The organism is Prauserella sediminis (assembly GCF_014195435.1).
GTDB classification, from domain to species: Bacteria; Actinomycetota; Actinomycetes; order Mycobacteriales; family Pseudonocardiaceae; genus Prauserella; species Prauserella salsuginis.
In genome coordinates this window covers 3,213,864-3,227,301 of record NZ_JACIBS010000001.1, presented here as the reverse complement: position 1 = coordinate 3,227,301, position 13,438 = coordinate 3,213,864, and the positions used below count along the sequence as shown (strand labels likewise).

The following is a 13,438-nucleotide window of genomic DNA, read 5'->3' as shown; positions in this document are numbered from 1 at the left end:
AATCCCGGCCACGACACCGGTCGGCCCCGCACATGTGCGGGGCCGACCGGCGTGGCTGCAGAGGCGGCTACGCCGCTTCAGTGCTGGGTGGTGAGGGTGTGGGCACGTTCGACGAGTTCGAGGACCTCGACCGCCTCATGCGGGTCGACCGGCACCTCGCCCGTGCCGGCAATGGCCTCGGCGAGCCGGCGGTAGAACTCGCCGTAGTCCCCACGCCGCGGCTCGACCCGCCGCGACTCGTCTCGCGTACCGACCGTGGCCCACTGCCCCTCGGCGCGAACCCCAAGCCCGGCATCGCCCGGCCTGGCACCCCCACGCAGCGCATCCTCCTGCGGATCCAACCCCCAGATCGTGAACCCGGCCCGCGACCCCGACACGTGAAACCGCGGCCCCGGCAACGGCGCAACCCCCGACATGATCAACCGCGACCGCGTCCCATTCGCGTGCCGCAACACCACCACCGAATCGTCATCAGCGGCATCCGATCCCCGCGTGGTCACATCAGCCCACAGATCCTCGACCGGCCCGAACAGCCGCACCGCCTGATCGATCAAATGCGTACCCAGGTCGAACAGAATCCCGCCGCCCTCGCCGACACCCGCGCTCGCCTTCCACCCACGCCCGCCCTCGGGCTTCCACCACTCGAACCGCGACTCGAAGCTGTAGACCTCGCCCAGCTCACCGGAGGCGACCAGCTCCCGCAACGTCAGGAAATCCCCATCCCACCGCCGGTTCTGATACACCGTCAGCACCCGGCCCGCCGCCCGCGCCCGTTCGATCAACGCCCGGCCCTGCTCACTCGTCGTCGCGAACGGCTTGTCCACCACCACGTGCAAGCCCGCGTCCAACGCCTGCCCAGCGATGTCCGCATGCGACACAGGCGGCGTCCCGACCACCACCAAATCCACATCCGAAGCCCGCTCCAGCAACGCAGCCACATCCGGCAACACCGCCACCCCCGGATACGACTCCCGCGCCTCCCGCGCCCGCTCCCCATCCCCGGTCACAACGAAATCCAACGAAAACGCATCGTCATGATCCACAAACGGCGCGTGGAAGACGCGGCCCGCGAGTCCGAAACCGATGACGGCCGTACGTACGGTCATGTGCCCACCTTGCTGTTCTCGGGTGCTGCTGTCCTGGGATGTTGCTGTGCTCGGGTGCCGCTACCCTGCCGCTGGCCGGTGGTCGACAGGGTCCGTCGGCGTCCCGACGCCGGCCGACGATGGTACGCCCGCACCACCGCGGACTCGCGCCACTGCCACGACGCCACCGCCACGGCGCCTCCGTCACGGCATCACCGCCACAGCGCCTGCGTCACGGCGCAAGCGGCCGTGCTCATCGCTGCGTGGGGCACACTCAGGCGAAAAGGTTGACGCCGTAGACGGCGAGGATGCCGCACACCACGCCCCAGAGAATGATCGAGATGACCTGCCACAGGATCACCCGGTTCCGCGAGGCACCGAACGACACGATGAGTGCGGACGTGATCTGACTGGGCAGGACCATCTGGCCGAGCAAACTCACCCCGGCCACGCCGTACCTGTCGAACCGTTCCTTGAGCTTCTGCTTCCGCGGCGTCAGCGGGGCCTCTTCGCGGCCGGCCATGACACGGCCGCGTACCGCGTGCGCGCCGAACACGAACGCCAGCATCGAGACGACGTTGCCGCCGATCGCCACCGGGATCGCCACGAACGGCGACAGACCCGACAACACCCCGATGACCGATCCGAGGTACGACTCGACGAACGGAATCGCGCCGAGGGCCAGGATTCCCACCCAGTGGAGGAACCACGGAAGGGAAAGCGCCCACTCCTGCACACTGCTGATCATGTTTTCCCCTGATTCCTCTCATCCCCAGAAAATGCATCCGATCACCACCGGCGCAGTTATTAGTACACTGTACTAAAGTCAGCGGCACAATAGCACGAACCCGGCGTCGGAAACGGCGAAACCACCACGACAAGAACCACCACGACAAGAGGAGCGCCATGGGAGGCCACCGGCAGGGCATCGTGACCGCCGCCCGGGAGATCGCCGTCGAACAAGGCATGGCCGCCTTGAGTGTCCGCGCGGTGGCCGCTCGCGCCGGTGTCGGTGCGAGCACGTTGCGCTACTACTTCCCGACCCAACGCGACCTGTACGACGTCGTGACCGACGCGGTGTTCGACAGCAGACTCGGCGACCTTCGCATCCACGACACTCGCATCCCGGCGGTGGACCGGCTGGTCGAGTGCCTGCGGCAGTTCGTGACGCCCGCCGACGGCCTCGAACAGTGGGCGGCCACCGTGGCGGCGGTGGCCGGGCCGGATTCGACCCCCGATCGCCGCGCGCTGTGGGCATCGGCGGTCCGGCGCGCGCACGAACGCGTCACCGCATGGCTCGAGGTCCTCGCTGCGGAGGGCGCTCTCCGAGACGGCGACCCCGTCAGGCACGCCCGGTTGCTGGTGCTCGGCATCGACGGCGGCTCGCTGTGGCTGCTCACCTCGGAAGCTTCCGACCTGGAACAGGAGATCGACGAGATCCTCAGGGACCTCGCGGCGACGGTCCTGCGCTGACGCAACGAGGAGGGTGCCCGCCGGGCGGCGGGCACCCTCCTCGCCGTCAGACGGAAACCGGCACGGCGGCGTCCGTGCGCGTGCGGCGCAGCAGGACCATGGCCTGCACGGCGGTCAGCACCAGCAGCACGGTGCCGGCCACGGCGCTGATCCGCATGCCCGCGACGAACGCCTCCCGCGCCGTGTCGAGCAACGCCTCGGCCTGCGCAGGCGGAAGTTGCTGCGCCGCGGCGACGGCGCCGCCGAGCGTCTCGCGGGCCGCCGCCGGCGTACCGGCGGGCACCCCGGAGTGGTAGATCGCCATGGCGACGCTGCCGAGCACCGCGGTCCCCAGCGCGCCACCCAGTTCGAACCCGGTCTCGGAGATCGCCGCCGCCGAACCGGCGCGCTCGGCCGGCGCGGTCGACACGATGAGGTCGTTCGTGAGCACCTCCGACAGCGGAACGCCGAATCCGACCAGTACGAGTGCCGACACGACCAGTCCCGGCCCTGCGCCGCCGCCCAGCACGGCCACGAGCGCGAAGCCCACCGCGGCGAGCAGCAGTCCCGCGCCGATCAACCGCGGAACCGGGATGTGCCGGGCCAGTCGCGTCACCAGCAGCGACCCTGCGACACCTGCCGCCGTCATCGGCAGCATCCACAGCGCCGCGGTCAGGGGCGGCATACCCAGCACGAGCTGAAGATACTGCGGGACCAGCAACAACAGCCCCGCCATCGCGAACACGCCCAGCATGTTGGTGCCGATCGACACGCTGAACTCGCGTTTGGCCAGCAGCTGCAGGTCGATCATCGGGTCGGTGAGCATCCGCTGCCGGTGCACGAACGCCGCGCCGATCGCGATCCCCAACCCGATCGCGGCGAGGGGCGCAAGCCCGATCCCGTGCTTGGCAAGGTCCTTGATCCCGTAGACCACGGGCAGCACGGTGGCCAGTGAGAGCGCCGCCGAGAGCAGGTCGAACCGGCCCGGCGCAGGGTCTGCCGCCTCGGGCAGCAGCAGTGGTCCGACGACGAGCAACACGACCATCACCGGCACGTTCACGAGGAACACCGAGCCCCACCAGAAGTGCTCGAGCAGCCAGCCGCCCGCCACCGGCCCCAGCGCCATACCGCCCGAGAAGCCCGATCCCCACACCGCGATCGCCAGCCTGCGCTGCGCCGGGTCGGTGAAGATCGTACGGATGAGCGAGAGCGTCGACGGCATCAGCGTCGCGCCGCCCACGCCGAGCAGCGCCCGCGCGGCGATCAGCATCGCCGGACTGGCCGCGAACGCCGCGAGCACCGACGCCGCACCGAACACTGCAGCGCCCGCCAACAGGAGCCTGCGCCTGCCGATCCGATCGCCCACCGACCCCATCAACACGAGCAGACCGGCGAGCACGAACGAGTAGATGTCCACGATCCACAGCTGTTCGGCACCCGTGGGGGCGAGGTCCTCACTCAGGTACGGCAGTGCGAATCCGAGCACCGTCATGTCCACGCTGATCAGCAGCACCGGCAGCACCAGCACGCCGAGTGCGACCCAATCGCGCGTTCCCGCCCTGTCCACGTCTCCTCCAGTTTCTGAACCGTCCAGCCGGTACAGTTTGCCGGCCAATCCGAAAGTAGACCGTCTGGACGGTTCAGTCAAGGGCGGTAGAGTGGCCGGCCATGGGACGACCATCCGCACGCGAACAGGTCCTCGACGCCTACGAGGACCTGCTGATCGAGAAGGGCCTGGCCGCCGTCACGCTGGACGCCGTCGCGGCGAGGGCGGACGTGTCGAAGGGCGGGCTGCTCTACCACTTCAAATCGAAGGAAGCCCTCCTCGACGGCCTCATCGACCGACTCCTCGACCGCACCCGCCGGGACATGGAACACGCGAGGAACGCCCCCGAGGGCATGGTGCGGTACCTGCTCAGCACGTCAGTGACCGACGCCGACATGGCCAAGCCGGCCCACCGGACGTCCGTGGCAGCCCTCCGCCTGCTCGGCAGCGAACCGAAAGCCGACGAAGCCCTCGCCACCTCGTTTCGCATGTGGACGGACCTGGCCCACGAATACGTCGACGACCCGCTGACCGCCGAGCTGATCGGCCTGATCGGGGACGGGCTCTACCTGCGCGCCACCCTCATGGGCCGCGACATGCGTACACCCGTCCTCGACGAGCTCCCCGAGGTGTTCCGCCGCCTCGGGATCACCGACAGCCGCGTCACAGGCGGCCAGGAAGGCGACACCGGAGACGAAGACTCCGCAGGGCGCTGAACCACGGCCGAGTCACACCCGGCTCACTCGGGCTCGTCCTCGGTGCGCGGCGACCATCCCGCGACGTCGGGATCGTCATCGGCGGGCGGCTCCGGGTCCCTGGGCTCGTCCGCCCGCGACGGCCGGTTTCCCCGCAGCGCACCTTCCAGCTCCTGTTCGAGCTGGTCGTCCACCCACGGCGCGTGCTGATCACTCTCGCGTTTCATTCGGATCCCTCCGCCCCGGACGGCTCAGTAACGCAACAGCGCCCCGACCCCGTCCGGCAGCTCGACACCGTCGACCACCAGCACGTCCGCCCCCGCCGCGATCGCCGCGGCGGGCAGCGCCTCGTCCGCGCGGTGCTCGCTGACGTCCTGTTCCGACAGCCCGTCCTCGGCCGTCGCGACCCGCAGCAGGTCCTCGCCCCACAGCACGGTGCCGTCGCCGAGCCCGCCGCGGTCCACCAGCAATGTGGCGACCCGGCCGTCCCGCAGCGCCGCGGTCACCGCACGCAGCCCGGATGCCCCTTCGTCCCTGCCCGCGGCGGCCCGGTACCGCTGCACGATGTCGTCACGGTCCTCGGCCTGCTGCCGCGCGACCAGCTCGTCGAGCCACGCGTCGTACTCGTCCAGATCCGGTTCCCCCTCGGCAGGCCCCGCGTTCAGCTCGACCGCGATCTCCGCACACCGCGGCGAGAGCTCGTCGCGCAACGCCGACCGTGTCTGTGCCTCTCCGCCGATCGCGACCAGGCGCGCGCTCACCTTCTGTGCCAACAGATCCGCCTCGTCGGCCATGTCACGGGCGTTGCGTTTCACCGACTCCTCGGCGTACTGCTGGATCCGCCGATGCGACCAGCCACCCCCGCGAGGCTTGTGCACGTGGTAGTCCTCACCGCTGACGTCCTCCGTCGCGACCGGTTCCCCGCTGTGGTCGACCGCCTTCAGCCGCGCCTCCGTGCGGTCGGCGATCACGGCCACGTACGGCACGGGCCGGTCCATCGTCGCCAGCAGCGGCAGCAGGTAGGGCACCTCCGACCTGCGTGCCACCGTCTGCGGCGGCGACGGCAGCCACTCGTCGACGAGCAGGTCCCCGCCCGCGCCGATCAACGCTCTGCCCGCGGTACCGACCGGTGGCTCGCCGCCGGAGACCGCACGGTTCATCGCGTCCACCGTGGCTTGATCTGCGCCCTGCTCGGTCAACTGTTCGCGCACCGAACGCCACTGCAACCGGATCCGGTCGGCTGCGTCCTCGGTGTCGTGGGACGCGTCGAAGTACGCGCACGCGAACGGGCCCTCGGCGGCCAGTACGTCCTGCAGTTCGTTCCTGCGCATCGTCCCTCCTCGCGTCACTCGGGCGGCCGGGGTGCGCGGATCGCGTCCGCCACCGAGCCGCCCGCCTTGTCGGCCTCCTCACCGCGTTCGGTGTCGAGACCGCGCGGCAGGTCCGGTTCCTGTTCGGGAGGAGGTGGCGTGGGCGTGTCCGGTTGTTCCTCGGCCAGCCGCTCGTCCAGCGGTTCGCCCTCGCGCTGCTCGGACGGCGTGGTCCCCCAGCGGTCGACACCGGACCACCGTTCGGGCGGTTCGACGCCGCCCTCCAGCGGGTCCTGCTGCAATCGGTCCTCGTCGAGGTCCTCGGCACTGCCCAGGGCGGCCGGGTCCTGCTCGACGCTGTCGGGTGCACCGGTGTCCTGCGGCGGAGTCGCCGCGTCGAACTGATCGTGCTGCATCGGGCGCTCCTTTCGTGGCCGCCGCTGCAGGAGGGCTCCCTCAGCGTTGCCCGAGCTACGACCGGGTAAACGCGCGTGCCGGGCGCCGCGTTCGCGCTCCGGCGCACGGCGTGGTTCCGGCCTCGGCCGCGGTGGCCGTGGCATCCCGGACGATCCGGCTGCCGGCGACCACCGCGTGCACCCGTGCCGGAGCGCGAGCGCGGCCCGGTTCGTCAGGACGACAATCGCTTCCGCAGCAGTTCCTTGCCCTGCTCGGCGCCCTTGCGGCTGTCGGCCTGCGCCTTGCGGAAGAACTCGGCGAGCTCGGGGTCACCGTCCCGCTCGGCGTCGCCGACGTAGGTCTCCAGTCGCAGCGCGTTGCTCAGGCACGCCTCGACGTACCAGATGATGTTGTAGGTCTTGTCCTTCGTCCCGGTCACATGACCGCTCTCGGGCGTCGTCATCTCCTCCTCCTTCCAGAGGGGCCGTCCGGAGGGCCGGCCGGCATCGTCACCGCCGCGTCACCCCCGGTTCGTGTTCGCCGGCTCCCGCCGGTTTCCCAACGAGGCCGCGAACTAACAGGCCGCGGCGTCCCATCTCGGGGACGAGGCGTGATGTGACTCGCAGGCCGCGTCCGTCCCACCGCCGGCAACCACCACTGTGGACAGTGCCCGAGGTGGTGGCTCAGTCGTTCCGGTGTTCACCGGGAGCAACGGTGTCCCGCACGGGATACCGCGACATCCCGATCGCCAGTCCCAGCAACGCCGTCACCAGATGCGCGACGTTGTCGGCCCAGGAGAGCGGGAACACCTGTCCCACGTCGGCCGGATCCGCTGCGATCGCCGCGGGTACGCCGTAGGCCACCAGCGCGGTGAAACCGACGAACAGGAACCAGCCGAGCGCCGTGGCCGACGCACGTGGATGCAACGCGGTGAGGCACAACACCCCGACCGCTGCGCGAACGACGTCGAGCAGTGCCCCCGAACTGAAGACCAGCACTCTGCCGGGACCGCTCACCAGACCCGCCACACCGAGGACGAGGTAGCAGGCACCGATGACGCAGACGAGGGTCCGCGCCCACCGGCCGGTGTGCGGCCGGCCCTTGTCCCACGCATCCCTGTCCGACATGTCCGACGTGTTCCCGACATCGCGTCAGGCAAACGCACGCCGCGCACCCGCACCGCCCCGTGAGAGCTTCCGGCCGGCACCCGATCCTGCGCGACGAGGTCGATTCACGTCCGCTCCGTCTGGCAATCCCTGCGGCATGACGACTTCCGACCGATCCACGACGCCGACCACCACCCCCTCGGGCGGGGCGCTCCGTGCGGACGAACCGCACCCGACGTCGGATGCCGCCTCCCTCGCCGAGACGGCACGGGTCGCGGCGACGGTCCTGGCCCCGACGATCGGCGCGGGACCGATCACGCGCCGTCCCGCGGTGATGCAGCTGGCCGAACGGTTCGAACTCGACCGCCGCGCGATCACCACACTGCGTGCGCTCCGCCGCGCCCACCACGGCCGCCCGGTGCGGTTGCGGTTGCCGGGGCGTTCGGTCACCGTGCTCCTCGATCACGCCGACGTCGGCCACCTGCTCACGGATGCGCCGGTGCCGTTCAGCCCGGCGACACTGGAGAAGCGAGCCGCACTGAGCCGGTTCCAGCCCCACGGCGTGCTCATCTCGGAGGGCCCGCGCCGGCAGCGGCGACGCGACGCCAACGAGCACGCACTCGAACCGGGACGAGGACTGCACCACCTGGCGGGCGAGTGGGCGGGCCCGATCGGCACGGGTGCCGACGAACTGCCGTCCGGCATCGGCTGGGCGGACTTCTCCGCACTGTGGTGGCGGATCGTCCGGCAGCTCACGCTCGGCGGCGACACCGCAGCCGACCGGGAGGTCACGGATCTGCTCGGCCGGCTAAGGCAGGACGCCAACTGGGCCTATCTACTGCCGAAACAGCGGCGACTCCGGGACCGGTTCCTCGGGCTGGTCCGGCAGCAGGCCGGTCTGGACCGGCGGGGCAGTCTCGTCGCCGCACTCAACGCGGTCGCCGCGGACGCGGAACCGGACGACTCCGGGGTGGACGATACGACCGGGCAGGTGCCCCATTGGTTGTTCGCCTTCGACGCCGCGGGCATCGCCACGTTCCGTGCGCTGGCGCTGATCGCGACCCATCCCGGCGCACACGCCCGCGCACGCGAGGAGGCCGACCAGGGCGACGTCGGTGAGGTGCGGCAGCTGCCGTTCCTGCGCGCCTGTGTCCTCGAATCACTGCGGCTCTGGCCCACCACTCCCGCCCTGCTCCGCGAGGCACGCGCCGACACCGCATGGGGCGGGAAGGGGACCACGTTCCTGGCGTTCGCGCCACTGTTCCATCGCGACTCGGGACGGCTGCCCTACGCGGACCGATTCGAACCCGACATCTGGCTCGACGGCAGAGCACGGGCACAGCCCGCGCTCGTTCCGTTCAGCAGCGGTCCCGCGGCGTGCCCTGGCAGGGACGTCGTGTTGTTCACGACGGCCACCCTGCTCGCCGCGATCCTGCGCCGACGCGAGGTTCGGCTGACCGGCACGGGTGGCGCCCGGCTCGACCCGGGACGCCTTCCCGCCTCGCTCAACCACGTCGCGTTGACGTTCTCGGCCCGGCCTCGCCCGTGACGCGAACGGACCGGTCCCCGGCCGGCACTCGCCGACCGGGGACCCGGTTGTCACAACCCCTAGTCCGAAGCGGACGACCAGGCACGCGAGAGCTTGACCTTGCCCCCGGTCTGGAGCAACGAACCCGTGTAGAGCCGGGTCGCCACGGCCGTGATCACGACGATCATGACGGCGATGAGTCCCAGCGACACGAACGGTTCCCAGAGCTGTGCCTCACCGGTGAACAGGCGCACCGGCATCGCGATGGCCGCCGAGAACGGCACGTACGACAGCACGGTCATCGCCGTCGCGTTGTCGGACAGCATGATCACCAGCATGTACGGGCCGAACACCAGTGCCATGACCAGGCCCATCGTCGAGCCCAGGTCCTCCTGACGGCTCACCAGCGATCCGGCGACCGCCCACATGGAGGCCAACAGCACGAACGCGAACACGAGGAACGGCACGTACCAGCCGAGCGCGGGCAGGATCACCTCGAGCAGCGCCTCGTTGCCGCCGGCCTGCAGTGCTATCGGAGCGGCGATGGCCAGCACGATCACCTGGCCGACGGTGAGCAGGGTGTGGCCCACGATCTTGCCCGCCAGCAGCGATTTCACCGGCAACGTCGACACCAGGATCTCGACGACCCTGGTCTGCTTCTCGGTGACGGCGCTCTGCGCGATCGCCGTCCCTCCCATGGCGAAGAGCATGAACACCAGCGCGAACGCCATGATGACGAGCTGCTTCTCGCCCTCGCTCACATCGCCCGGCTCGAGCAGGTTCACCGGCGGTGGCGAACCCAGCGAGGCCATGAGGTCGCTGGGCGGGTTCTCGAGCGCGACGACCTCGACCCCGGTCGCCGACTGGCCCGTCGTGTCCGGCACGACCGCCGCCTCGACCTCTTCGGTGCGGACGAGTTCCTCCGCGGCGGCGACGTCGTCGGTGCGCTCGACGTCGAAGGAGCCCGCTTCGAGCGTCTGCGCCACCTCGGTGCTGGTGACGGCGACCTTCGTGTCGCCGCCGCCGAGCACGTTCGGCAGGATCGACGCGGCGAACAGGCCGATAACGATCGCCGCGAGCCCGATCCAGAATCCCTTCATCTGCACGAACGCCTTGATCTCACGTTCCGCCACGAGCCACGTGGCCTGCATGAACGTCACGCCGCCACTGTCGTTGCGAGACTCGACGGAGGTCCGCTCCTCGACGCTGGTCATCAGATCGCCTCCTTGAAGATCTCGTTGAGCGACGGCACGACCGGCGTGAACGCCCGCACCTCGCCGCGGCGCATCGCCTCCTGCAGGATCCGCTGGTCCAGCGCTTCACCGCCGGCGCGGAAGCCCTCCGCCGAAGCGGGCTCGATGACCGCCTTCGGACCGTCCACACTGGTCACCTTGATGCCCGGAACGTCGCGCAGCCACCCGGCGTCCGACCCGACGACCAGCTCGTATCGCGGGGTGCCGTAGCGCTGCTTGAGCTCGTCCCGTTCGCCACTGGCCCTGATCTCGCCCCCGGAGATGATCACCAGGTCGTCGCACAGCTGCTCGACCACACTGAGCTGGTGACTCGAGAACAGCACCGGCGACCCATCGGCGGCACGCTGGCGCAGCACCCGCAGCACCGTGTCGACCGCGATCGGGTCCAGACCCGAGAACGGCTCGTCGAGGATCAGCAGATCCGGATCGTGCACCAGCGAAGCGGCGATCTGCGCGCGCTGCTGGTTGCCGAGCGAGAGCGCCTCGAGCTTGTCGTTGGCACGCGTGCCCAGGTCTAGCTCGTCGAGCAGACGCTCGGTGCTCGCCGCCGCCTTCGCCTGCGACATGCCGTGCAGCCTGCCGAACCACTGAATCTGGTCCGCGACCTTCATCTTCGGATACAGGCCGCGTTCCTCCGGCATGTACCCGAACCGCTGCCGTACCGCCTGCGTGACCGGCTGTCCGTGCCACGTCACCGAGCCCGCGTCCGCCTTGAGGACCCCCAGAATGATCCGCATCGTGGTGGTCTTACCGGCGCCGTTGGCCCCCAGAAACCCCGTCATCCGGCCGGGCTTGACGTCGAACGACACCGAGTCGAGGACCCGGTGGTCGCCGAAGCTCCGGCTGACGCCATTCACCTTCAACATACGAGCAGACTAGGAGCACGGCACGGGCACGCGCGTCAGGCTGGCGATGTATCCCGGGCGTCAGCCTCCCGATGGACCCCGCTGCCGGACCAAGCCTGCTCGGCCGTTCACGCGATGCCCGGCGCGACGATGCCGTTCTCGTAGGCGAACACGACGGCGTGGGTCCGGTCCCGCAGATCAAGCTTCGTCAGGACCCGCGACACGTGGGTCTTCACCGTCGCCTCGCTGACGACGAACCGCTCGGCGATCTCCCCGTTGGAAGCCCCCCGCGCCAGCATGACCAGCACCTCGTACTCGCGTTCGGTAAGCACGTCGGGCCTGGTCGCCGGCAGCGGAGCCGCGTTCGGCGCGCTGAACCGGGCGATGACCCGCCGGGTGACCTCGGGCGACAGCAGCGCGTCGCCGCGGGCGACGATCCGCACCGACTCGACGAGGTCCTCCGGCGAGGCGTTCTTCAGCAGGAAACCGCTCGCGCCCGCCTGCAACGCCTCGAACAGGTAGTCCTCCCTGTCGAACGTCGTGAGGATGACGACTTTCGTCGGAGCTGGCGAGTCGGCCTGGTCGCCGAGGATGCGGCGCGTGGCCTCGAGGCCGTCCACCTCCGGCATCTGCACATCCATCAGGACGACGTCCGGGCGCAGCTCGCCGACCAGCCGGACGGCCTCGCGTCCGTCACCCGCCTCGCCGACGACCGACATGTCGGGCTCGGCTCCCAGGATGACCCGGAAGCCCGCCCTCACCAGATCCTGGTCATCCACCAGCACGACCCGCAACGACTCGGTCATCCGGTCTCCTCCTGCGTATGAGGGGACACCGGCCGCGGACCGAGCGGCATGCTCACCCACACCCGGTATCCCCGTCCGTTCTCCCGCGGACCCACCTCGACCTCGCCGCCGTGCACCGCGGCGCGCTCCCGCATCCCCGCCTGGCCGAGACCGCTGCCACCCGCCGACGACCGGCCGTAGCCGTCGTCGACGATCTCGACCTCGAGTGCGCTCGCCAGATACCGCACGCGCACGTCGACCTCCTCGGCGCCGGAGTGCTTGGCGACATTGGTCAGCCCCTCCTGCACGATGCGGTAGGCCGACAGCGCCACCGCGTCCGGCACCGGCCGCTGATCGCCGTACACGCCGTAGCGCGCCTCGATACCGGCGGCGTCCATTCTGGACACGAGTTCCGGAAGATCGCTCAGACCCGGGGATGCGGCGCGCAGGCCGGGGTCTCCCTCGCCGTCGCCGCTCCCGCCGGACACGTCGTGGCCGAGGGCGGCTTCGCCGGCACCCGCCGTGGCGTCGCCGTCGATCTCCGCGGGGTCCGGCTCCGACCGGAGCACGCCCAGCAGTCCGCGCAGCTCGCCGATCGCCGACCTGGCGGTCTCCTCGACCGTCTGCAACGCCTCACCGGCCAGCGCGGGGTCCCGATCGAGCGTGCGGCGCGCGGCACCCGCCTGGATTCCCATCACCGACACGCTGTGCGCCACGACGTCGTGCAGGTCCCGAGCGATCCGCACCCGCTCCGCGACGAGGGCTCCGCGCAGGTTCTCCTCCTGCGACCTGCGCAGCTGGTCGTTGCGTTCCTCCAGCTCGGCTCTGCGCCGCGCCGTCTCCCAGGCCATGTTTCCGAAGAAGTACGCGGCACCGAAGAACACGCCGTTGAACAACAGGGCGTACACGACCGAGGCGAGGACCGGATCGAACGGCCCTGTCGAACCGGGGAAATCGGGAAAGTCCTCGGCCATCGCCGTGATGAAGGAGACGGCGAGCCACAGGAACATCGCGATGATCACCACGACTCGCGACCAGTGCGCGAGTCTGCGGTTGCGCTCCCACGCGCCCACGCTGTAGCTCGCGAGGAACACGCACACCGACGGCACGGTGTTGTCACCGATCTGGCGCGCCTGCGCGGCGATGAACACCGCGCCGACGACCAGCAGCACCGCGACGGGGAAACGCCGCCTCGCCACAAGCGGAAGCGACAGCGCCGTGCCCCAGACCAGTTGCTCCTGCAGGGACGGCGCGGTCCCGAAGGTCTGGGCACCCATGCCGTTGACCGCCAGCATCACGATGACCATTCCGGCGAACATGCCGGCGGTGATCGCCAGATCCGAGCGCTGGATCGAAGGGTCGGGGCGGGGCCTGCGCCACTCGCTCCACGCCGCTGCGCGGCGCATCACGCCGACATCGGTACGGGCCATGCCCGGT

General features: G+C 70.2%; 15 protein-coding genes. 3 read left to right on the top strand and 12 right to left on the bottom strand.

Annotation, left to right across the window (positions count from 1 at the left end; all coding sequences use genetic code 11):
- Positions 1-77: 77 nt before the first annotated feature.
- Both FB384_RS14630 and FB384_RS14625 read right to left on the bottom strand, forming a co-directional pair.
- A complete protein-coding gene (locus tag FB384_RS14630) occupies positions 78-1,106 on the bottom strand; it encodes a Gfo/Idh/MocA family protein (protein ID WP_183783499.1) in 1,029 nt (342 codons plus the stop codon).
- 253 nt (positions 1,107-1,359) lie between these two features.
- Positions 1,360-1,833, bottom strand: coding sequence for a small multi-drug export protein (locus FB384_RS14625; RefSeq protein ID WP_183783497.1), 474 nt, complete (start codon positions 1,831-1,833; stop codon positions 1,360-1,362).
- A gap of 158 nt (positions 1,834-1,991) precedes the next feature.
- Between FB384_RS14625 and FB384_RS14620 the strand changes: the two genes are divergently transcribed.
- Positions 1,992-2,558 carry a TetR/AcrR family transcriptional regulator gene (locus FB384_RS14620; RefSeq protein ID WP_183783495.1) on the top strand — a complete coding sequence of 189 codons (567 nt, stop codon included), beginning with the start codon at positions 1,992-1,994 and terminating at the stop codon, positions 2,556-2,558.
- A 46-nt stretch (positions 2,559-2,604) separates the two neighbouring features.
- Here the strand turns inward: FB384_RS14620 and FB384_RS14615 are convergent, their stop codons facing one another.
- Positions 2,605-4,104, bottom strand: a complete 1,500-nt coding sequence (locus FB384_RS14615) for an MFS transporter (RefSeq protein ID WP_323985235.1) — start codon at positions 4,102-4,104, stop codon at positions 2,605-2,607.
- Between the two features lie 101 nt (positions 4,105-4,205).
- Here FB384_RS14615 and FB384_RS14610 point away from each other — a divergent pair, with 101 nt between their 5' ends.
- Positions 4,206-4,799, top strand: a complete 594-nt coding sequence (locus FB384_RS14610) for a TetR/AcrR family transcriptional regulator (protein WP_183783494.1) — start codon at positions 4,206-4,208, stop codon at positions 4,797-4,799.
- A gap of 23 nt (positions 4,800-4,822) precedes the next feature.
- Here FB384_RS14610 and FB384_RS14605 read toward each other — a convergent pair whose 3' ends face one another.
- The 5 genes from FB384_RS14605 to FB384_RS14585 form a co-directional block, all read right to left on the bottom strand.
- Positions 4,823-5,005: a hypothetical protein gene (locus tag FB384_RS14605; protein ID WP_183783493.1), complete on the bottom strand. Its 183-nt coding sequence runs from the start codon at positions 5,003-5,005 to the stop codon at positions 4,823-4,825.
- 24 nt (positions 5,006-5,029) lie between these two features.
- On the bottom strand, positions 5,030-6,109 hold the full coding sequence (locus FB384_RS14600; RefSeq protein WP_183783492.1) for an Rv2629 family ribosome hibernation factor: 1,080 nt from the start codon (positions 6,107-6,109) through the stop codon (positions 5,030-5,032).
- Positions 6,110-6,123: 14 nt separating this feature from the next.
- Entirely contained in the window at positions 6,124-6,504 is a 381-nt protein-coding gene (locus tag FB384_RS14595) for a hypothetical protein (protein WP_183783491.1), read from the bottom strand.
- A 212-nt stretch (positions 6,505-6,716) separates the two neighbouring features.
- Entirely contained in the window at positions 6,717-6,947 is a 231-nt protein-coding gene (locus FB384_RS14590; protein WP_183783490.1) for a hypothetical protein, read from the bottom strand.
- 220 nt (positions 6,948-7,167) lie between these two features.
- Positions 7,168-7,611, bottom strand: coding sequence for a DUF4383 domain-containing protein (locus FB384_RS14585; RefSeq protein WP_183783489.1), 444 nt, complete (start codon positions 7,609-7,611; stop codon positions 7,168-7,170).
- Positions 7,612-7,747: 136 nt separating this feature from the next.
- Between FB384_RS14585 and FB384_RS14580 the strand changes: the two genes are divergently transcribed.
- Positions 7,748-9,139, top strand: coding sequence for a cytochrome P450 (locus FB384_RS14580; protein ID WP_183783488.1), 1,392 nt, complete (start codon positions 7,748-7,750; stop codon positions 9,137-9,139).
- A 59-nt stretch (positions 9,140-9,198) separates the two neighbouring features.
- On the opposite strand, the gene FB384_RS14575 is transcribed toward FB384_RS14580, so the two are convergent.
- From FB384_RS14575 to FB384_RS14560, 4 genes are all read right to left on the bottom strand, one after another.
- Positions 9,199-10,332 carry an ABC transporter permease gene (locus FB384_RS14575; RefSeq protein WP_183783486.1) on the bottom strand — a complete coding sequence of 378 codons (1,134 nt, stop codon included), beginning with the start codon at positions 10,330-10,332 and terminating at the stop codon, positions 9,199-9,201.
- Entirely contained in the window at positions 10,332-11,237 is a 906-nt protein-coding gene (locus FB384_RS14570; RefSeq protein ID WP_183783484.1) for an ABC transporter ATP-binding protein, read from the bottom strand. Before FB384_RS14570 ends, FB384_RS14575 begins: the two co-directional genes overlap by 1 nt.
- 107 nt (positions 11,238-11,344) lie before the next feature.
- Complete coding sequence (locus tag FB384_RS14565; protein ID WP_183783482.1) at positions 11,345-12,022, bottom strand: response regulator; 678 nt, start codon at positions 12,020-12,022, stop codon at positions 11,345-11,347.
- The gene (locus FB384_RS14560) at positions 12,019-13,431 is read right to left on the bottom strand and encodes a sensor histidine kinase (protein ID WP_228726027.1); all 1,413 of its coding nucleotides are present in this window, start codon (positions 13,429-13,431) and stop codon (positions 12,019-12,021) included. Before FB384_RS14560 ends, FB384_RS14565 begins: the two co-directional genes overlap by 4 nt.
- Positions 13,432-13,438 lie beyond the last annotated feature (7 nt).